General features: G+C 68.8%; 19 protein-coding genes. 7 read left to right on the top strand and 12 right to left on the bottom strand.

The features are described 5' to 3' along the window. The first annotated feature begins 27 nt into the window (after positions 1-27). The 4 genes from ACE3T2_RS04285 to ACE3T2_RS04270 are packed head-to-tail and all read left to right on the top strand — an operon-like array spanning position 28 to position 4,486. Positions 28-2,232 (top strand): TonB-dependent siderophore receptor, encoded by a 2,205-nt coding sequence (locus ACE3T2_RS04285; protein ID WP_374655059.1) that lies wholly within the window; start codon positions 28-30, stop codon positions 2,230-2,232. Positions 2,233-2,235: 3 nt separating this feature from the next. Further along, the gene (locus ACE3T2_RS04280; protein ID WP_374655057.1) at positions 2,236-2,559 is read left to right on the top strand and encodes a hypothetical protein; all 324 of its coding nucleotides are present in this window, start codon (positions 2,236-2,238) and stop codon (positions 2,557-2,559) included. After that, a complete protein-coding gene (locus ACE3T2_RS04275; RefSeq protein WP_374655055.1) occupies positions 2,556-4,142 on the top strand; it encodes a PepSY-associated TM helix domain-containing protein in 1,587 nt (528 codons plus the stop codon). The genes ACE3T2_RS04280 and ACE3T2_RS04275 overlap by 4 nt, the downstream gene beginning before the upstream one ends. Continuing rightward, positions 4,139-4,486 (top strand): DUF3325 domain-containing protein, encoded by a 348-nt coding sequence (locus ACE3T2_RS04270; protein WP_374655053.1) that lies wholly within the window; start codon positions 4,139-4,141, stop codon positions 4,484-4,486. The genes ACE3T2_RS04275 and ACE3T2_RS04270 overlap by 4 nt, the downstream gene beginning before the upstream one ends. Here ACE3T2_RS04270 and ACE3T2_RS04265 read toward each other — a convergent pair. From ACE3T2_RS04265 to ACE3T2_RS04240, 6 genes are all read right to left on the bottom strand, one after another. Beyond that, positions 4,483-5,676 carry a M48 family metalloprotease gene (locus tag ACE3T2_RS04265; protein ID WP_374655051.1) on the bottom strand — a complete coding sequence of 398 codons (1,194 nt, stop codon included), beginning with the start codon at positions 5,674-5,676 and terminating at the stop codon, positions 4,483-4,485. The genes ACE3T2_RS04270 and ACE3T2_RS04265 overlap by 4 nt on opposite strands. Positions 5,677-5,749: 73 nt before the next feature. After that, on the bottom strand, positions 5,750-6,187 hold the full coding sequence (locus tag ACE3T2_RS04260; RefSeq protein WP_374655049.1) for a DUF488 family protein: 438 nt from the start codon (positions 6,185-6,187) through the stop codon (positions 5,750-5,752). Positions 6,188-6,193: 6 nt separating this feature from the next. Continuing rightward, positions 6,194-7,234 (bottom strand): mechanosensitive ion channel family protein, encoded by a 1,041-nt coding sequence (locus tag ACE3T2_RS04255; protein ID WP_374655047.1) that lies wholly within the window; start codon positions 7,232-7,234, stop codon positions 6,194-6,196. 2 nt (positions 7,235-7,236) lie between these two features. After that, positions 7,237-8,730 carry a hypothetical protein gene (locus ACE3T2_RS04250; protein WP_374655045.1) on the bottom strand — a complete coding sequence of 498 codons (1,494 nt, stop codon included), beginning with the start codon at positions 8,728-8,730 and terminating at the stop codon, positions 7,237-7,239. A 152-nt stretch (positions 8,731-8,882) separates the two neighbouring features. Further along, complete coding sequence (locus tag ACE3T2_RS04245) at positions 8,883-9,191, bottom strand: hypothetical protein (protein ID WP_374655043.1); 309 nt, start codon at positions 9,189-9,191, stop codon at positions 8,883-8,885. A 51-nt stretch (positions 9,192-9,242) separates the two neighbouring features. Continuing rightward, positions 9,243-9,923, bottom strand: coding sequence for a GNAT family N-acetyltransferase (locus ACE3T2_RS04240; protein ID WP_374655041.1), 681 nt, complete (start codon positions 9,921-9,923; stop codon positions 9,243-9,245). A gap of 96 nt (positions 9,924-10,019) precedes the next feature. On the opposite strand from ACE3T2_RS04240, the gene ACE3T2_RS04235 reads away from it, so the two are divergent. Continuing rightward, positions 10,020-10,631: a TetR/AcrR family transcriptional regulator gene (locus ACE3T2_RS04235; RefSeq protein ID WP_374655039.1), complete on the top strand. Its 612-nt coding sequence runs from the start codon at positions 10,020-10,022 to the stop codon at positions 10,629-10,631. 56 nt (positions 10,632-10,687) lie between these two features. On the opposite strand, the gene ppdK is transcribed toward ACE3T2_RS04235, so the two are convergent. From ppdK to ACE3T2_RS04215, 4 genes are all read right to left on the bottom strand, one after another. Beyond that, complete coding sequence (gene ppdK, locus ACE3T2_RS04230; protein WP_374655035.1) at positions 10,688-13,384, bottom strand: pyruvate, phosphate dikinase; 2,697 nt, start codon at positions 13,382-13,384, stop codon at positions 10,688-10,690. A gap of 17 nt (positions 13,385-13,401) precedes the next feature. Next, positions 13,402-15,684 carry a glycine--tRNA ligase subunit beta gene (glyS, locus tag ACE3T2_RS04225; RefSeq protein WP_374655033.1) on the bottom strand — a complete coding sequence of 761 codons (2,283 nt, stop codon included), beginning with the start codon at positions 15,682-15,684 and terminating at the stop codon, positions 13,402-13,404. Positions 15,685-15,686: 2 nt separating this feature from the next. Further along, positions 15,687-16,613, bottom strand: a complete 927-nt coding sequence (locus tag ACE3T2_RS04220) for a glycine--tRNA ligase subunit alpha (RefSeq protein WP_374655031.1) — start codon at positions 16,611-16,613, stop codon at positions 15,687-15,689. Between the two features lie 81 nt (positions 16,614-16,694). Continuing rightward, positions 16,695-17,087 (bottom strand): hypothetical protein, encoded by a 393-nt coding sequence (locus ACE3T2_RS04215; RefSeq protein ID WP_374655029.1) that lies wholly within the window; start codon positions 17,085-17,087, stop codon positions 16,695-16,697. A gap of 340 nt (positions 17,088-17,427) precedes the next feature. Here ACE3T2_RS04215 and ACE3T2_RS04210 point away from each other — a divergent pair, with 340 nt between their 5' ends. Both ACE3T2_RS04210 and ACE3T2_RS04205 read left to right on the top strand, forming a co-directional pair. Further along, entirely contained in the window at positions 17,428-17,766 is a 339-nt protein-coding gene (locus ACE3T2_RS04210) for a P-II family nitrogen regulator (protein WP_374655027.1), read from the top strand. A 29-nt stretch (positions 17,767-17,795) separates the two neighbouring features. Continuing rightward, positions 17,796-19,343 (top strand): ammonium transporter, encoded by a 1,548-nt coding sequence (locus ACE3T2_RS04205; protein ID WP_374655025.1) that lies wholly within the window; start codon positions 17,796-17,798, stop codon positions 19,341-19,343. Between the two features lie 116 nt (positions 19,344-19,459). On the opposite strand, the gene ACE3T2_RS04200 is transcribed toward ACE3T2_RS04205, so the two are convergent. Together ACE3T2_RS04200 and ACE3T2_RS04195 are read right to left on the bottom strand one after the other, a co-directional pair. Continuing rightward, positions 19,460-19,651 carry a hypothetical protein gene (locus ACE3T2_RS04200; protein ID WP_374655023.1) on the bottom strand — a complete coding sequence of 64 codons (192 nt, stop codon included), beginning with the start codon at positions 19,649-19,651 and terminating at the stop codon, positions 19,460-19,462. A 159-nt stretch (positions 19,652-19,810) separates the two neighbouring features. Further along, positions 19,811-20,056 (bottom strand): hypothetical protein, encoded by a 246-nt coding sequence (locus ACE3T2_RS04195; protein ID WP_374655021.1) that lies wholly within the window; start codon positions 20,054-20,056, stop codon positions 19,811-19,813. Positions 20,057-20,171: the final 115 nt, after the last annotated feature.

Below are 20,171 nucleotides of genomic sequence, written 5' to 3'. Positions count from 1 at the left end.
CTGGTTCCGTCATTGGGGGTTTGTCCGTTGCGTCGTCCGAGTTCCGTTCCGTCCCGTCCCGCCGGCTTGCTGCTGGCCGTGCTCCTCGCCAGCACGGCGCTGGCCTCCCCCGCCCTGGCGGACGAGGCGGAGGCCGAAGGCACGGTCGAAGGCGTGGTGGTGACCGGATCGCGCGACGGTTACGCGGCCAAGGTCACGGAATCGGCGGCCAAGCTGAAGATGTCGCTGAAGGAGACCCCGCAGTCGGTGACGGTGATCACCCGCGAGCGGATGGACGACTTCGGGCTGATGACCATCGCCAACGTCCTGGAGCAGACCACCGGGATCACGGTGCAGGAGAACGATTCCAGCCGGGTGAACTTCACCTCGCGCGGGTTCGCGATCGCCAACTTCCAGCTCGACGGCGTGCCGACCACCTACTCGTCGGGTAACAGCACCATGGGCGACACCTTGATCTACGAGCGGGTCGAGGTGGTGCGCGGGGCGACGGGGCTGGTCACCGGCTCGGGCGATCCGTCGGCCACGGTCAACCTGATCCGCAAGGCGCCGACCCTGGATCTCAAGGGTTCGGTCGGGCTGGTGGCCGGGAGCTGGAACCGCGGCCGGGTCGAGGCGGACCTGTCGGGCCCGATCTTCGCCGCCGGCCGGGTGCGCGCGCGGGTGGCCGGCGCCTTCGAGGACAAGGAGTCGTACATCGACTTCCTGGAAGAGAAAAAGAAGGTCGCTCTGGCCGTGATCGAGGCCGACCTGACCGACACCACACTCGCGCGGATCGGCTACGACTATCTGGAGGTGACGCCCCGGGGTACGACCTGGGGCACCTCGCCGATGTTCTATCGCGACGGGACGCCGACCAGCTATTCGCCGTCCTACAACGCCGCGGCGCGCTGGAGCAGCTGGGACCGCAACACCAGCAACCTATATGGCGCGATCGAGCAGAAGCTGCCGGGCGACTGGCTTGTGCGCGTGGCCCTGAACAGACGCCAGAGCGAGTCCACGGCCAAGCTTTATTACGGCTATGGCGGCTATCCCGACCGGCAGACCGGAGGCGGGCTGATCGTCGCCGACTACTTCAACATCTACGAGGAAGAAGAGACCGGCTACGACGTCTATGCGACCGGTCCTTTCGAGCTGTTCGGCCGCAAGCACGAGCTGGTGGTCGGGGTGAACGGCTACGAGCGCGACGGCACGACGATGAACGCCGCCATCGACACCAGCCGGCCCCGCCCCTACCCGATGACCATCCCGGACATCCGCACCTGGGACGGGCGCATTCCCGAACCCTATGTGGTCAACCTGGGGACGCCGAACCAGATCGCGCGCACCAAGGAATCCGGCGTCTACGGCGCGCTGCGCTTCAACCCGATCGACCGGCTGAAGGTCATCGTGGGGGTGCGCAGCAGCGAGTGGGAGACCAAGACGGACCGCTACAACCTGGCCGGCGGCTACACCAACACCACCGGGGCCTACTCGGCCGACCGGATCACCCCCTATTTCGGCGCGGTGTTCGACATCACCCCGCAAGTCTCGGCCTATGTCAGCTATTCGGACCTGTTCAAGCCGCAGAGCAACAGGAACAAATTCAACGAACTGCTGGCGCCGGTGATCGGGGCCAACTACGAGGGCGGACTGAAAGGCGAGTTCCTGAACGGGCGGCTGCTGGGCTCCCTGGTCGGCTTCTACGTCAAGCAGGACAACCTGGCCGAAATCGACCCGACCGTACCCGACGGCTTCCTGCTGCCGGACGGCAGTTCGGCCTATCGCGCGGTGAGCGGGGCCGAGACCCGCGGGGTCGAGGCCGAGGTCACCGGCCAGATCACCGAGCGCTGGCGCGTGGCCGGCGGCTATACCTACGCCTACACCGAGAACGCGGCGAAGGTGCGCATCAACACCCTGAATCCGCGCAACATCGCCCGCATCTACACCACCTACGACCTGACCGGGCCGCTGCAAGGCCTGACCGTCGGCGGCGGGCTGAACTGGCAGAGCGAGATCTACACGCTGGCCACCGTCCCGACCTCGAACACCGCCACCGTGCGGCGCAACGTCAGCCAGGGCTCGTACGTGCTGGCCAACCTGATGGCGCGCTATCGCTGGAACGAGCGGCTGAGCCTGACGGTCAACGTCGATAACCTGTTCGACAAGACCTATTACCGCCGCGTCGGCTTCTACAACGGCGGCTATTTCGGCGAACCGCGCAAGGTGACGGTGACGCTGCGGGCCGGGTTCTGACCCATGGGCGCAACTCCCACCGCCCGCCGCAAGGCCGGGCCGACCTGGATGGCGCGGGCGGACGTCGCCGCTCGCGCCGTGGCCGCGATCTTCGTCGGCTATCTGCTGGCCGCGCTGGTCACGGCGGTGCTGGCGCGGGTGCTGCCCGGCTCGCCCGTCGAGGCGACCATAGCGGCCACCACCCTGTCGTTCGCGGTCTATGCGGCCGTCGCGGTCTGGTGCTTCGGCGATCCGAAGACCTGGCGCGTGTGGCTGGGCCTGGCGGGCGGCTGCGCGAGCCTGGCGTCGCTGCTGTGGATCTCGCTGCTGGTGGAGCCGCGGCTGTGAACGGCTCGTTCCGCCAATCGATGTCGTGGCTGCATACCTGGACCGGCCTGCTGGTCGGCTGGGTGCTGCTGGCCATGTTCTGCACCGGCACGGCCACCTATTTCCGGCCCGAGATCACCCGCTGGATGCAGCCCGAGACGGGCGTCCCGGGCGGGTCGGACCGCGCGGCGGCGGCCGCCGTCGCCTATCTCCAGAAGGTCGCGCCCGACGCCAGGAGCTGGTCCATCACCCTGCCCGACGAGCGCGAAGCGACGGTTCGCGTCTTCTGGCGGCCGCAGCCCGCCCCCGGCGAGGAGGACCGCCCACGCCGCCGCGGCCGCAGCGAGAACCAGGCGGTGCTGGACAGCGCGACCGGCGAGGTCGTCAAGCCGCGCGAAACCCGCGGCGGGGAGCTGTTCTACCGCTTCCATTTCCAGATGCACTACATGCCGGTGATCTTCGGCCGCTGGGTGGCGGGGTTCTGCGCCATGTTCATGCTGGTGGCGATCGTCTCGGGCGTGATCACCCACAAGCGCATCTTCAAGGACTTCTTCACGTTCCGGCCCGCCAAGGCCGCGCAGCGCTCGTGGCTGGACGCGCACAACATGACCGCGGTCCTGGCCCTGCCGTTCCACGCGATGATCACCTACACCGGTCTGGTCACGCTGATGAGCCTCTACATGCCCTGGGGCGTGGTCGCGAACTACAAGAGCGAGGACACCTTCTTCCAGGCGATGTTCCCGCAGGCCGAGGAGGTCGAGCGCAGCGGCGTGGCCGCCCCGCTCGCCCCCCTGCCCCAGGTGCTGGGCGAGGCCAGCCGGGCCTGGGGCGGCGGACGACCCTGGATCGTGAACATCAGCAATCCGGGCGACGCCGCCGCGCGCATCGAGGTCACGCGCCATTCCGGCGACAAGCTGAGCTATCGCGGCGGACAGCTGACCTTCGACCACGCCGGCAGGCGGGTCGGCGGCTCGCCCCAGGCTGGAGCGGCGGACGTGACGCAAGGCGCCATGTACGGCCTGCACATGGGCCGGTTCGCCCAGCCGGCGCTGCGCTGGCTCTATTTCCTCTGCGGCCTGACCGGCTGCGCCATGGTGGCGACAGGGCTGATCCTGTGGACGGTCAAGCGCCGCCAGCAACTGCCCGATCCCGAACGGCCCCACTTCGGCTTCCGCCTCGTCGAGCGGCTGAACATCGGCACGATCGCCGGCGTGCCGGCCGGGATGGCGGCGATGCTGTGGGCCAACCGCCTGCTGCCCGCCGGCATGGCGGAACGGTCGGACTGGGAGGTGCAGAGCGTCTTCATCACCTGGGGCGGCATGATCGTCTACGCCTGCCTGCGGCCGGCCAAGAAGGCCTGGGCCGAGGCGCTGGGCGCGGCCGGCTTCATGATCGCCGCCCTGCCGCTGGTCAGCGCGATCACCACCCCGCACCGCAATCTCGTCGCCAACGCCCTGCGCGGGGACTGGGCGATGGTCGCCTTCGACCTGACCCTCCCGGTGCTGGGCGCAGGCGTCGCCTACTGCGGCTGGAAGGCCGCGCGCTACAGGCCGGCGGTGAAGGCCAAGCGATCCGCCGCCAAGCCGATGGAGCAGGCCGCATGATCCACCTGGCCACGCTGCTTTTCGCCTTCGCCGGGTTCGTGGCGATCTGCGCCTCGATGGACAAGCACCAGGGCGAGTTGTTCGGCAGGCGGCTGGAGCCGCGCCTGAAGCCGCGATTGCGCGCGGCGGGCGCGGCGGGCCTGGCCGCGGCCTTCGCATGTGCGGTCTGGTCCACGGGCTGGAAGTTCGGGCCGGTCGAATGGGCCTGGGCGATCACGGCCGGCGCCGCGGCGGCCTCGCTGGGCGTCACCTATCGGCCGAAGCGGACGGCGCCGGCCGGAGCGGGCGCCGCCTTCTTCGGGGCGATGCTGGCGGCCAGCGCCTTCCTGGTCGGGATCGCCTAGCGGACCGCGTCGACCTTCATCTGGGCGGCCTTCCAGTCCATGGCCATGCGCACGCGATTGCCGACCGCGGGGTGGTCGTAGAACAAGGTCTCCTCGAGCTTCGAGGGCGTCGCGGCGCGGTACTCGATGGTCTTGACCAACGCCTTGGCCAGTCCATCCGGTTCGTTGACGTGAACCAGGGAATAGCGGTCGGCCGCGACCTCGCCCTGGCGGACGATGGTCATGTAGATCGGCGTGGCGAGCAGGCCGAGAACCGCCAGGATGATCCCCACCACCGGGAAACCGGCCGGATCGGCCAGGCCCTGGACGCCGCGTGCGCCGAGCAGCCGCGCGACCGGGGCGAACAGGCGGTCGACCAGGAAGAAGCCGGCCAGGGCCAGCAGGCCGAACTTCGCCGCCATGCGCAGGGCGTGGCCCTCGACATAGTGGCCCATCTCGTGGCCGACCACGGCCTTAATCTCGGAAAGATCGGCGCCCTTGGCGAACATCACGTCGCTGAGGGCGATGCGCGCGGTGCCGAACAGGCCCGAGACGTTCGCGGTGTAGCGGTTCGACTGCTTGGAGCCGTCATAGACGTAGATCTTGTCGTGCGGCACGCCGTTCGCCTCCGCCATCTGCACGATGGCGTCGCGGACCGGGCCTGACGGCGCCGGCTTGTAGGTGTTGAGCAGCGGCTCCACAAAGACCGGCGCCAGCACCAGCATGACCACGAAGAACACCGCGACCACGCCGCCGCCCCACAGCCACCAGGTGCGCGGCGTCCTGCGGATCAGGGCATAGAGCAGGCAGAGCAGCCCCACGGTGACGACCACCGAGATGGTCCCGGTGATCGCGAACTCGCCCAGGAAGCCGCCCAGGGATCGGCTGGTCAGGCCGTAGAACTTTTCGCGCCACCAGTCGGTGTAGATGTTCCAGGGCAGGCCCAGCAGGGTCTCGAGCACGGCGTCCAGGCCGAGCACCAGGACCGCCGCCAGCCAGGGCCGCGCCTTGCGGCTTTCGATGGCCGCGCGCAGCCGCACCAGCACTCCGGAGCGAAGAACGATCAAGGCCGCCGCGACGGCGATCAGCGCGCCCCAGAGCAGCAGCCAGTGACCGCCTTGCGTATAGGCGGTCGCCTTGGCGTGGGCCTCCGGCGGCAACTGCGCCAGATAGGCCGCGGTCGCCGCGGCCGGATCGAATCCCTGGGCCATCTCGCCCCTCCCCTGTCCTCGAACGCCAGGAGGCCAGAGCTGGCGGCCCTTGTCAGGTGAATTGTCGGCAAGGCTAGAGGTGGCGGATGGCGCAGCCGAGGTCGGCGCAGATGTGATCGGCGAGGATCTTGCGGTGACAGCCGGCGGCGTCGGCCTCGAAGCACAGCAGGGCGGCGCGGCGGCGGGCGACGACCTCCTTGGCCTGGGCGAGCTGGAGCTGGGCGGACGGCTCGGCCAGGTGCGCCTCGAAGATCTGCGTCATCTCGGCGATGCGGCCCTTGCGAGCGGCGTCGCGGCCGGGCTTGGGCGTGCCCAGCTCGCGCAGGTGCAGATAGTCGACGCCGGCCTCGGCCAGACTGGCGGCGAGCAGGGTCTTGGAGAAACCCGCCCGGCGGGAGGCGGCGATCGCGCGCACGTCGATCAGAACCTCGACCTTGGCCGCCTGCAACGCCTCGATCAGCGCGGCCTGGGTGCGGGCTTCGTAACCGATGGTGGCGAGGGGCCGCGTCATGACGGCCTAACGCGCCGGGGAGCGGTTCTGTTCGGCGGCGGCGCGCTCGGCGGCGTCCTGCTCGGCGCCGCGGGCCAGGTCCTCGGCCGCGTCGTTGGTGCTGGGGGCGGTCTCGCGCACCGTGGCGGCGGCATGACCCTTGAGGCCCAGCATCTCGCGGGCGTCGTCGCCCTCCTCGCCGAAGACGGCGCGGACCCGCAACTCGCGCTGAGGCAGCGGGATCTCGAAGCCGCCATTGCGCAGGGCGTCCTCGATGGCCCAGGTGTAGGCCGCATGGGTGGCGTTGGGGCGCTTGACCGCCTCCAGCGCCGGCCAGACCACCAGTTCGAACGACATGCCGCTGTCGCCGAAGCCGACCAGCCAGACCTGGGTGCGGCGCGCGGAGGTGTCCTTGAGGGTGAAGGGCACGGCGTGGGCCGCGCGCAGCACCGCCTCGCGCACTTTCTCCTTGTCGGCGCCGTAGGCCACGCGGAAGGGGATGTGCATCCGCCGCGCACCGTTCTGATGGGTCCAGTTGGTGACCGGCGCCTCGATCAGCCGCGAGTTCGGGATCAGGACGTCTAGGTCGTCGTTGTTGCGGATGCGAGTGGCGCGCGGGCCGATCTCGGCGACGATCCCGCGCTCGCCGGTCTGCAACTCGATGTAGTCGCCGATGCGGATCAGCTTGTCGAACAGCAGCACCAGGCCGGAGATGAACTCCTTGACGATGCCCTGCATGCCGAAGCCGAGGCCGACGCCGAGGGCCCCGGCGAACAGGGTGAGAGAGGAGAGGTCCAGACCGAGCGTCGAGAACGCGGCGATCACCCCGAAGATGATCAGGCCGTAGGTGCTGAGCTTCTCGAAGATGTAGATCGAAGGCCCAGCCTCGGCCCCCGCCCGGCCGCGGATGCGTCGGATCGCGCCGGCGGCCAGACGGGCGGCGACCATCGCCGCCGCCACGATGAGGATCGCCGCCGCCAGGGAACCGAGCGTGATCGAGGTCTTGCCCAGCTGGACAAGCTCGAGATTGGCCAGCGACCTGAAATCGGCGGAGATCTCTCGCTCCATGCTCAGATCTTGTCCGGGTAGATCGGGGCGATGTCGACCGGGATGTCCTTCAGCGTGGCGATCACGCTCTCGGCCTCCGGGTCGAGCTTGGCGTACCTGTCGAAGAACGCGACCATGCCCGCATAGTCGCCGTTCCCCTGCAGCTTGACGAGGTCGGCGACCAGGGCGGTGATCCCGGCCTGCATGGCGTCGTCGTTGACGCGGTAGCGCTTGGCGGCCGCATCCCAGGTGAAGGCGCCCTTTTCCTTCAGATAGCCGTACTGGAGGGCCGCGCCGCGGCCGTGGGCCTCGCCCGCGCCCCAGCGGACGGCGCGGAAGATGCCGGCCATGTAGGTGGCGAAGAGCTGCGAGCGCTCGGCCTTGGGCAGTTCGCCCTTATCCATCATGAAGAGGATGTTGTAGACGCCCATGACGTCGGCCTTGGCCTCCTCGGCCGTGCCGCCGATCTCCTTCAGCTCGGCGGTGACGGTGGTGGCGCGCCCATCGACGGTGATCGAACCCGGGCCCAGGCTGTGCGACAGCTCGTGGAACAGCGTCTCCAGCGTCATGTACTTCTTGGCGACCAGCGAGGCCTGGTCCGCGACCAGGACGCGGTCGCCCATCGGCTTGAGGATGCGCTCGTACTTGGCGCCCAGCACATTGGAGAGGACGACCTTCTTGGCGCCCTTGGCCTCGCGCACGCGCTCGTCGTTGGGCAGGTTGAAGGCGATGGTCTGCGGCCCCTGGGTGTTGTCGCCGCCACCGCGCACCTGTTCGGCCACCGCGATCGGGGATTCGCCGCCGCGCTGGAAGTTCTTATAGCGATTGTCGACCGGGAGATTCTCCTCCATGGCCCGCAGGTAGCCCTTGTACTTGTCGAGGGCGCTGGATTCCTTGGGGTCCTTGAGGGTCACGAACGCCTCGAAGGCGGTCTTCTGGCCGTAGAGCTCGTCGGTGTAGGTCTCGTAGGGGCCGATGGCGACCTCGATCGGCGTGCCCGTCAGGTCCATCCAGGCCATTTCGGATTCGAAGTAGTCGTTGGTGCGGAACGACTTGGCCCGCAGGGTCAGGAACCGCTTGAGGCTGGGGTTGGTGGTGATGGCGGCGGCCTTGTCAAGCAAGGCGGCGGCGCGGTCGAGCTCGGCCTTGTACTCGACGTTGTAGGGAACGGTGACCAGCTTGTCGCCCTGGCGCTTCACCACCGTGTAGCCATCCATGAGGGCGGCTTTCTGGTCTGGATGGGCGGCGATGTAGGCGTCGAGCTGCGCCTTGGTCATGCCGGGCGGATAGAAGCCGTGACCCGGCCCCTCGCCCGCTTCCTGGCGCTTGTATATGGCGGTCATCTCGTTAGCCGCCTGAATCAGCAGATTGACGACCTGGCGCTCCTCGCCGCTGAGGAAGCCGGTTTCAACCTGCATCTGGATACGGGCCAGGCCGTCATTGGCGATGGGAGCCGCGGCCATGGCCGCGGCGGGCAGGCAAAGGGCCGCGATCAGCGGCGCAACGAACCTACGCATGTCTGTGGTTTAGCTCCGAGAAGCCGCCTCCCCGGCGGCGTTTGCCCGGACGTTAGAGCCCCTTAGCCTCTGGTGGAAACACCCAAAACGCCGAGTGGGGCTCTAGTTTCGACAAGAACGCACGACGGGCGCCGAAACCGGCGGCCTCGCGCTTATCGACGCGGCTCGCCGTCGTCGAGGATGGTGAGGCGGCGCACGGTCAGCTCGTCGATCTCCAGGCTGCGGATGCGCGCGCGACCGACACCGACCCGGCCGATGGCCAGACGCCCGACCGCCAGCGCCCCTACCGCGAAAGCTCCGAAGGCGATGGCGCCGAGCGCGACGCTGCCCATGGCGCCCAGTCCGATCGCGCCGGCCGGCGTAGCGCGCGGGGCGACGATGATCGACTGCCCACGAGCGCGGCGGGCGGGCGCCTCCACGCGCACGGCTGGTTCGCGACGGGTCCGCAACGCAATCGGCATGGCCTGCTCCTTATCCGGCGACAGCCTACTCCGCCGAAACGCCGAGTGTCATCAGCCCGCCGTCAGGGTCGTCATGGTCAGCTCGCGGGCGAACTCGAAGCCGAGCGCTTCGTAGAGGGCGATGGCCCCGCGGTTGGCGGCGTAGGAGTGCAGGAATGGGATCTCGCCGCGGGCGCGCACGCGGGCGGCCACCGCCAGGATCAGGCCGGCCGCATAACCGCGGCCGCGATGGTCGGGATGGGTGCAGACGCCGCTGACTTCGGTGAAGCCGGCCGGCTGCATACGCTCACCGGCCATGGCGATCAGCGCTCCGCCCTGGCGCACGCCGATGAAGGCGCCCAACTCGTGGGTGCGCGAGAAGAACGGCCCAGGCGCGGTCAGGGTGGCCAGGGCCAGCATCTCGGCGGCGTCGGCCTCGCCCAAGGGCGTCATCTCGAAGGCCGGCTCGCCGACCGGGCTCGGGATCTCGGCGACCATCTGCCAGCAGAGCGCCTGGGAGCGGACGGCCAGTCCCGGGATGGCCGGCGGCGGTTCGGCTTCCACCAGGGCGACGTCGCCATGGCTGCGGACAAGGGCCGCCAGGTCGGAGAGATTACCCGGCGAATAGTCGGGAACCGCGGCGAACAGGCCGTACGGCGGAGCGAAGCGCACGGCCGCGCCTTCCGTCAGCGAGAGCGGCGACTGGCGGCCGGTCAGGGCCGACCACACGGGGCGTTCGAGGAGATCGCTCATGACAGGCAGATAGCGCGGCGGGCGCCGCAAGCAAGCGATTGTGACGGTCGATCGTTCGTCGTACGAGCGGAGGCGATCAGCGGGAGACCAGCGCCAGTGCCGCAGCCGGCCGAGGACGGAACGACGCGACGGCGGATCCTGGACGCGGGCCTCGAGCTGTTCGCCCGGCACGGCTTCGCCGGGACCTCGATGCGGATGCTGGCGCGGGCCGCGGGCCTGCGCGAGAGCAGCCTCTACAACCACTTCGCCGGCAAGGACGATCTGTACCAGGCGGTGCTGGGGCAATGGGGGCCGGCCGAGTTCGTCGAGCGGCTGAGGAGCGCCGAATACCGCGCCCTGGCCGATGCGCCGGCCGAGTTCTTCCACATCTGCGGCCGCCATCTGGTCGAGCGCTGGATGAACCCGCGCGAGCACCAGTTGATGGCGATGGTGAACCGCGAAGGACCCGACGGACCCGGGCGGGCGAGGTTCCACGAGGCGCTGTTCCACCAGGAGATCGACCTGCTGGCCGGCTATTGCGGACATTTCGCACAGGCCCACGGCATGATCGCCCCGGACCCGCGCGAGACGGCCCGGATGTTCGCCGCCGGCCTGACCCAGATCCGGCGCGAGCATTTCGCCGCCGCGCCCGACATGCCCGAACGCGTCGAGGTCGAGCGGGCGGTCGGCCGCTTCATCGACAACTTCATCGCGACCGTCCTGCGTTAGCGGCGGCCGCTCGAGCCAAAGAAAAACGGCTCCCCGAGGGGAGCCGTCATAACCGCCTAGCGGTCTTTTTCCATGCCGCCGACCGCGGCCTGGGCGGCCGCGAGGCGGGCGATGGGCACGCGGAACGGCGAGCAGCTGACATAGTCGAGGCCGATGCTCTCGCAGAACTCGATCGAGGCCGGGTCGCCGCCATGCTCGCCGCAGATGCCGAGCTTCACGTTCGGGCGCTCGGCCCGGCCACGCTCGGCGGCGATGCGGATCAGGTCGCCGACGCCGTCCTGGTCGAGGCTGACGAAGGGGTCCTTCTCGAAGATGCCCTTTTCCAGATAGGCGCCCAGGAACCGGCCGGAGTCGTCGCGGCTGATGCCGAAGGTGGTCTGGGTCAGGTCGTTGGTGCCGAACGAGAAGAATTCGGCGTTCTGGGCCAGGTCGCCGGCGCGGATGGCCGCGCGAGGCAGCTCGACCATGGTGCCGACCTGATACTCGATCTCGCGGCCGCGTTCCTTGAGCACCGCCTGGGCGGTCTTGTCGGTCAGCTGGCGCAGGTAGCGCATCTCTTCGCCCTTGGCGACCAGCGGGTGCATGATCTCGGGGATCGGCGCCGCCTTGCCGCTTTCGGCGATCTCGCAAGCCGCCTCGAAGATGGCGCGGACCTGCATCTCGTAGATCTCGGGATAGGAGACCGCCAGGCGGCAACCGCGGTGGCCGAGCATGGGATTGGTCTCGTGCAGCTCCTTGGCGCGGCGCATCAGCTTGGCCGCGTCGACGCCCGTGGCGTCGGCGACGGCCTGGAGGTCGGCCTCGGTGTGCGGCAGGAACTCGTGCAGCGGCGGATCGAGCAGGCGGATGGTGACCGGCAGCCCTTCCATGATGGTGAAGAGCTCGACGAAGTCGTTGCGCTGCATCGGCAGGATCTTCGCGAGCGCGGCGCGGCGACCGGCCTCGTCGTCGGCCAGGATCATCTCGCGCACGGCGGCGATCCGGGTGTCGTCGAAGAACATGTGCTCGGTGCGGCAGAGGCCGATGCCCTCGGCGCCGAACTGGCGGGCGGTGCGCGCGTCCAGCGGGGTCTCGGCGTTGGCGCGGACCTTCAGGCGGCGAGCCTTGTCGGCCCAGGCCATGAGGTTGGCGAAGTCGCCGGTCAGCTCGGGTTCGATCATCTTGACCGTGCCAGCGAGCACCTCGCCCTTGGAACCGTCGATGGTGATGACCTCGCCGGCCTTGAAGGTGCGGCCGCGGACGCGGAACTCGCCGTTCTTGCCGTCGATCTGCATTTCACCGGCCCCGGAGACGCAGGGACGGCCCATGCCGCGCGCGACCACGGCCGCGTGGCTGGTCATGCCGCCGCGGGCGGTGACGATGCCGCGGGCCGCGTGCATGCCGTGGATGTCTTCAGGGCTGGTCTCGTCTCGGACCAGGATGACCGCCTCGCCCGCCGTGCCGAGACGCTCGGCCTCGTCGGAGTTGAAGACGATCTTGCCGGTGGCCGCGCCGGGCGAGGCCGGCAGGCCGGTGGTGACGATGTCGCGCGGGCTGGACGGGTCGATGGTCGGGTGCAGCAACTGGTCGAGGCTGGCGGGCTCGACCCGCATGATCGCCTCTTCCTGGGTGATCAGCCCCTCGCTGGCCAGGTCGACCGCGATCTTCAGCGCGGCCTTGGCGGTGCGCTTCCCGTTGCGGGTCTGGAGCATGTAGAGCCGGCCCTGCTCGACCGTGAACTCGATGTCCTGCATGTCGCGATAGTGCTTTTCCAGCTTCTCGACGACGGACTTGAACTGGGCGAAGACCTCGGGAAGCGCCTCTTCCATCGAGAGGGCCTTCTCGCCCATCTCCTCGCGGGCGATCTTGGTCAGGGCCTGGGGGGTGCGGATGCCGGCGACGACGTCCTCGCCCTGGGCGTTGATCAGGAACTCGCCGTAGAGGCGCGCATCGCCGGTCGACGGGTTACGGGTGAAGGCCACGCCCGTCGCCGAGCTGTCGCCCATATTGCCGAACACCATCGACTGGACGTTGACCGCCGTGCCCCAGCTTTCCGGGATGTCGTGCATGCGCCGGTAGAACTTGGCGCGGTCGTTCATCCAGCTGGCGAAGACGGCGCTGATCGCGCCCCAGAGCTGGGCGTGCGGGTCCTGCGGGAACGGCTTGCCCAGCTCCTGCTCGACGGCGGCCTTGTAGTCGGCGACGACCTTTTCCCAGTCCTCGGCCGAGAGCGCGGTGTCGACTGTGACGTCGAGGCGCTCCTTATGCTCGTCGAGGATCTCCTCGAACATGTGGTGGTCGAGGTCGAGCACCACGTTCGAGTACATCTGGATGAAGCGGCGATAGCTGTCGAAGGCGAAGCGGCGGTCGCCCGAGAGCTTGGCCAGCCCCGCGACCGTCTCGTCGTTGAGGCCGAGGTTGAGGACGGTGTCCATCATGCCCGGCATCGAGGCGCGGGCGCCGGAGCGGACCGAGACCAGCAGCGGGTTGGACGCATCGCCGAAGGTCTTGCCGGTGATCTCCTCGACCTTGGCCAGGCCGGCGGCGACCTGATCCTTCAGCTCGGCCGGGTACTGCTTGTCGTTCGAGTAATAATGGACGCAGGCCTCGGTGGTGATGGTGAAGCCGGGCGGCACAGGCAGGCCCAGGGACGACATCTCGGCGAGGTTCGCCCCCTTGCCGCCCAGCAGGTTCTTCATGGAAGCGTCGCCGTCGGCGCCGCCGCCCCCGAAGGCGTAGACCCAGCGCGACTTGGTCAGCGTATCGGTCGACATATCCTTCTAGGCCTCCTTTAGCCCGTCACTTGCGAGAAGTCCGCGACCCGCTCCATGAGGTCGCGCACCTGCACGAGAAGACGCAGGCGGTTATCACGTTCCGCCGCGTTCTCAGAGTTCACCAAAACCGCCTCGAAGAAGGCGTCGACGGGGCCGCGCAGTCCCGAAAGGGCGCGCATGGCTCCGGCGAAGTCTTCCTTCTGCAACGCCTGAGCCACGGCCGGCTCGGCCGCGTCGAGGGCCGCGATCAGGGCCCCCTCCTCGCTCGGCGCGCCCGGCATGGGCACGGCCGGGCCGGCGGGCAGCTCGCCCTTCTTTTCCTCGGCCTTGAGGATGTTGCCGGCGCGCTTGTAGCCGGCCAGCAGGTTCTGGCCGTCCGCGCCGGTCAGGAAGCCGCCGAGCGCCTCGACCCGGGCGACGATGCGCACCAGGTCGTCGTCGCCGAGCGCGAAGACGGCGTCGACCAGATCATGGCGCTTGCCCTGATCGCGCAGAGCGACCTTCAGGCGGTCGGCCATGAAGCCGAGCACTTCGTCGGCCACCACCGGATAGGGGCGGAACTGGTACTGGACCTCGCCTTCCGGCGCCTCGCCGGCCGCGGCCGAGCGGTCGAAGCGGATGTCGAAGTCCTGGTCGGTCGAGACGACGTAGGGGACGCCTTCCAGCAACGCGTCCTCGAACTCCTCGACATAGGTCTGGAAGACCTCGGAGGGCTGGCGGTAGGCCGGGCCCAGATAGCCGGTGGTGCGGCGGGTCGAAACATAGAGCGCGCGGCCCGGATCGACGTAGCAGCGCAACGAACGGTACCAGTCGGCGACCAGCTCGCGGATGGGGGCGCGGGCTTCGGCCCCCAGCAGGATGCGGATCACGCCGAGCGCGGCGCGGCGCAGGGCGTAGGGATCGCGCGAGCCCGTCGGCTTCTCGTCGATGGCGAAGAAGGCGACCAGGGTGTCGACCTTCTCGGCGATGGCCACGGCCATCGTGACCGGGGTGTCGGGAGCTTCGTCGCCGGCCCCGACGGGCTTGTAATGATCGCGGATGGCGTCGGCCACGACCGGGCTGATCTTTTCCTCGCGGGCGTAGTAGCCGCCCATCAGGCCCTGGAGCTCGGGGAATTCGCCGACCATGCCGGTGGCCAGGTCGGCCTTGCAGAGATGCGCGGCCAGCACCGCCTTGGCCGGATCGGCGCCGACCCGAGGGGCGATGGCCTTGGCGATCAGCTCAAGCCGCTCGACGCGTTCGGCCAGGGTGCCGAGCCTGGCGTGGAAGGTGACGCCGGTCAGCTTCGCGAGGCGCTGCTCCAGGGTGATCTTGCGATCCTCGTCCCAGAAGAAGCGGGCGTCGTTCAGACGGGCCGAGAGCACCTTGGCGTTGCCGCGGGCGATCTCCTTGCCGCCATCGGCCGCCTCGATGTTGGCGACGGTGATGAAGTGCGGGGCGAGCTTGCCGCCGTTCTCGCCGGCCGGACGCACGGCGAAGTACTTCTGGTGCGTGCGCATCGAGGTGCGGATCACCTCCGGCGGCAGGTCTAGGAACGCGGGGTCCATGTCGCCCATGACCGGGGTCGGCCATTCGGCGAGGCCCGCCACCTCGTCCAGCAGGCCGTCGTCGTCGACCAGCTCGAGATTGCGCGCGAAGCACAGGGTGCGCGCGCCGTCCATGATGCGGTCCTTGCGCTCCTCGACGTCGAGGATGACGAAGTGGGACGCCAGCTTGTCGCGGTAGCTGTCGAAATCCTTGACCTTGAAGGGCTTGCCCGAGCCCATGAAGCGGTGGCCCTCGGTCACGTCGCCGGCTTCGATCCCGTCCACGTTCAGCGGCACCACCGCGCCGTCGAACAGGAAGACGATCCGCTTCAGCGGACGCACCCAGCGCAGGGTCCCGGTTCCCCAGGTCATCGACTTGGGCCAGGGGAAGTTGCGGATCACGTGGTCGAGGATCTCGGCCACGATCTCGGCGGTCGGGCGGCCCTTGCGATGGATATGGGCGAACCAGACGCCATCCTTTTCGACCAGCTGGTCGCGGGTCAGGCCGGTCGAGCGCAGGAAGCCGTCGATGGCGGCGTCGGGCGCGCCGACGCGCGGGCCCTTGCGCTCCTCGTGGCGGTCGCCCTGCGCGGCCGGCAACCCCTCGGCCACCAGGGTCAGGCGACGCGGGCCGGCGAAGGTCTTGAGGCCCTCGGGCAGCAGACCCTGCTCGGCCAGGCGCTCGCGCACCATGCGGTCGAAGTCGCGCGCGGCCTGGGCCTGCATGCGCGCGGGAATCTCTTCGGAGAACAATTCGATCAGAAGCTGGGGCATGGTCAGGCCTTCGCCGCCGTGGTGGGCGCGGCGTTGCCGCCCTCGTTCTCCACCCAGGCCTCGGCGCACATCTTGGTCAGGTCGCGGATGCGGCCGATATAGCTCTGCCGCTCGGCCACGGCGATCGCGCCGCGGGCGTCCATCAGGTTGAACAGGTGGCTGGCCTTCAGCACGTGGTCATAGGCCGGCAGCACGGTGCGCTGGCCCTGCGGCCCCCTGCCCTCCAGGATCCGCGGCACCTGGCGCTCCATGTCCTCGAACTGCCGCTTCAGCACCTCGACGTCGTAGAGATGGAAGTTGGCTTCCGACTGCTGGCGCTCGTTCTCCAGGAACACGTCGCCATAGGTCATGGGCGCCGGACCGTCCGGGTCGTTGAAGGCCAGCTGCGTGAAGTGGTCCACGTTCTGGATGTACATGGCCAGACGCTCGAGCCCGTAGGTCAGCTCGCCGGCCACCGGCGAGACGTCCAGGCCGCCCACCTGCTGGAAGTAGGTGTACTGGGTGACTTCCATCCCATCGCACCAGACCTCCCAACCGAGGCCCCAGGCCCCGACCGTCGGGTTTTCCCAGTCGTCTTCCACGAACCGGATGTCATGCAGGCGGGTGTCGAGGCCGATCGCCTCCAGGCTGCCCAGATAGAGCTCCTGCAGGTTCTCCGGGTTCGGCTTCAGGATCACCTGATACTGGTAATAGTGCTGCAGCCGGTTGGGGTTCTCGCCATAGCGGCCGTCGCCCGGACGGCGCGAGGGCTGCACATAGGCCGCGCGCCACGGCTTCGGACCGAGCGCGCGAAGCACCGTGGCCGGATGAAGCGTACCGGCCCCCACCTCGACGTCGTGAGGCTGCAGAATCACGCAGCCCTGGCGGCTCCAATAGTCATGAAGTTTCAGGATAAGACCCTGAAACGAAAGCGGCTTGTCGGCTGGCATCGAGCTGGTTTTCGCAGGCGCAAAAAAAGTCGGCGGACCATAGGGCCCGCCGACCTTCGCTTCAAGGCGGAATGGCCTGCCCTAGTTGCCGGCGGCCTTGGTGCGTTTCCCTGCGCGAGACAGGGGCGTGTACTTGGCCCGGTTCTCAGGGGTGTCGGCGACGGGACCATTAGTCACGGTGCTGCTGGTCACGGTCGCCGAGGCGGGCACGCCGGCCGCCGTCGCATCGGGGCTGGCCGCGGCCGAGGTCGTGGTCGAGCTGGTGGTCGCAGGCGGAGCCGGCATGGCCGCGGCGTCGCCGGCCGGCGGGTTGACGGCGGTGTCCGGCGCGGCCGGCGGGGTCGCCATGTCGCCCTTCGGTTCGGTGGCTGGGGCCTGGTCCTTGGCGGCGCCTTGAGCGGTGGTGTCTTGGGCATAGGCCGCGCCGGCGAGCAAGGCGGTCGCCGCGGCGGCGGTGAGCAGGGTCCTGATCATCTTCGTCCTCGTCTCAATCGTGAGGCGGCCCGGATCCCCCGCAACCAGGCTGCGTGACATTGCAAGCGCCCGAGGCCCCGCTTGGTTCCCCACCTCCGGCGCCCGCTAGCCGAGTGCTGGAGCGCCGTTACGCCCGTTTTTTGGGCGCCGGAGGTCCGATCTGCCCACGCTTTGCGCCGCCAGCGCCTTTTCCTTGATCAAAACTTACCGAACGCCCCGCCGCGCGCCCCCGCCCCCATAGCGTCAGCTTGCCGTCGGAGGGGGGATGTCAGCCGCATCTTCCGGCGGATGCGGACCAATTGTTGGGCGCGCCTTGGCCTGGGGCGCGCGGGAGCAGGCGATGAAACTAATCATAGCGGTCGTCAAACCCTTCAAGCTGGACGACGTGCGCGAAGCGCTCGTAGCGGCCGGCATCGAGGGGCTGACGGTCTCGGAAGTCAAAGGCTACGGCCGCCAGAAGGGCCAGACCGAGATTTACCGGGGCGCGGAATACCAGGTGAACTTCGTACCGAAGGTGAAGCTGGAAGCCGTGGTCGACGACGCCGCCGCCGGCAAAGCCGTCGAGGCCATCAAGGGCGCCGCCGCCACCGGCAAGATCGGCGACGGCAAGATCTTCGTCCTCAACGTCGAGGACGCTGTGCGAATTCGGACCGGAGAGTCCGGCTCGGCCGCGCTGTGACGCGCCGCGGGACAAGGGGATTACGACAGATGAAAACGCCATTCAAAGAGCTGACGGGCCTTGCGCTCGCCGCCGCGCTCGCCGGCGGCGCGCTGGCCCCGGCGGCCTTCGCGCAGGATGCTGCGCCGCCGCCTGCGCCGGCCGCGGCTGAGGCCGCCGCACCCGCTGCAACCGCCCCGGCCGCGACGCCGGCGCCCGTCGCCGAGGCCGCTCCCGCCCCGGCCGCCGCGCCGGCCGCGCCGACCGTCGACAAGGGCGATACGACCTGGATGCTGGTCTCGACCGTCCTGGTCCTGCTGATGATCATCCCGGGCCTGGCCCTGTTCTACGGCGGCCTGGTGCGCCAGAAGAACATGCTGTCGATGCTGATGCAGGTCTCGACCGTGACCGTCATCGGCATGGTCGCCTGGCTGCTCTATGGCTACAGCCTGGCCTTCACCGACGGCGGAGCGCTCGACAGCTTCGTCGGCGGCTTCGGGCGGCTATTCCTGAAGGACGTGACGCCGGCCAGCACGGTGGCGACCTTCTCGACCGGCATCGCCATTCCCGAACTGGTGTTCATCTGCTTCCAGATGACCTTCGCCTGCATCACCGCCGCCCTGGTCCTCGGCGGGGTGGCCGAGCGGATGAAGTTCGCCGCGGTGGTCGCCTTCGCCGTCCTGTGGCCGATCCTCTCCTACTATCCGATGGCCCACATGGTCTGGTGGTGGCCGGGCCCTGACGCCATCGCCAACGCCCCCAAGGACGCGATCCGTTCGGGCCTGCTGTGGGGCTTCGGCGCCCTGGACTTCGCCGGCGGCACCGTGGTGCACATCAACGCCGGTGTCGCGGCCCTGGTCGGCGCCCTGATCGTCGGCCCGCGCAAGGGCTTCGGGAGCGAAGCCATGCCGCCGCACTCCCTGACACTGACCCTGACGGGCGCGGGCCTGCTGTGGGTCGGCTGGTTCGGCTTCAACGCCGGCTCCAACCTGGAAGCCAACGGCTACGCGGCGCTCGCCATGATCAACACCCTGGTCGCCACCGCCGCGGCGGGCGTCTCGTGGGTCGTGGTCGAGTACATCACCCACAAGAAGGCCAGCATGCTGGGCCTGGCCTCCGGCATCGTCGCCGGACTGGTCGCCGTCACCCCGGCCGCCGGCTTCGCCGGTCCGGTGGGCGCGATGATGCTGGGCTTCGTGGTCTCGCCGATCTGCGTGTTCTTCTGCTCGAAGATCAAGAACGCGCTGAAGTACGACGACAGCCTGGACGCCTTCGGCATCCACGCGGTCGGCGGCATCGTCGGCGCCATCGCCACCGGCCTGCTGGTCAATCCGGCCTGGGGCGGCGCGGGCGTGGTCGACTACACGACCTGCGCGCTCGACGGCGACATCTCCACCTGCGACACGGCCGCCTACGTGATGGGCACCCAGGTCCTGGCCCAGGTGAAGGCGGTGCTGGTGGCCATCGGCTGGTCGGCCGTGATGTCGACCATCGTCTTCACCGTCATCAAGTTCACCATCGGCCTGCGTCCGCCGGTCGAGAGCGAGGAAGAAGGCCTGGACATCACCGAGCACGGGGAGCGCGCCTACCACTCGTAAGGCGCGTCGGGGGACGGGCGGAGGCCTTCGGGGGAAGGCTTCCGCCCTCTGCTTCCAAAATAGGAAACGTCCAAGCGGGGGTCCTTCGGGGCCCCCGCTTTCGTTGAAGCCAAGCGTCAGGGCGCCGGTCGATCCTTCGCCGAAGCCTTGCAGAGCTCCCGGAGCTGGCGGCGGAGGCTTTCGCCCTCGATCTGGGCGACGCTCAATCCCTCGGCCTTGAGCTGCTTGAGGATATCAGAGACCGACGGATGGTCGCCCGCTCGGGCCAGTTGGAAGGCGCGCTCTATGGCGGTGGGCCGAAACTGCATGATCAGAGAGCGGTTAGGACGCAAATGCGTTCCAGCGGTGGTTGTGGAACGGACAGATATGGCGACAACGCCCTCGGATTTGACCCCACATCCGAGGGCGCCGCCGTTCCCCCCCTCAGGGGGGACGCCGAAGAGGGCCGAGCTTCCCCCCTCATAGAGCTATGGCCGGGTCCTGGATCGCGCCGCCCGGAGGACCGCGCTTCGAGGGCCTTCGTCGCGCTCGGCGCGGATACACTGGAGGACCCTGCGTTTGCCCTCCCATATGACCACCGAGGCGGCGCTGTCGTGCTGTTCCAGCAAGGCGACCGCCGCAAACAGGGCTTCGGTGTCGTTGTCGAATTCATCGACGGCGAGCGTGGTCGAGATGCCGTCGGCGCGCGTCGGATAAAGCGCGTAAATCGCCATGAATTCGCTCCCATTTCGGCGGGAGCGCGAAGGCCAAGGCCCAAATCTTCCAGTCGCGAAACGCCGGGAAACCCCTCATTCGCGATAATTTACCGTGCGCTTCATTCGAACATCT

Origin of the sequence: Phenylobacterium sp. (genome assembly GCF_041919955.1) — a bacterium.
Taxonomy (GTDB): Bacteria; Pseudomonadota; Alphaproteobacteria; order Caulobacterales; family Caulobacteraceae; genus Phenylobacterium.
Note: the sequence above shows the minus strand (reverse complement) of the source record. Positions and strands in the feature narration are given on the sequence as shown.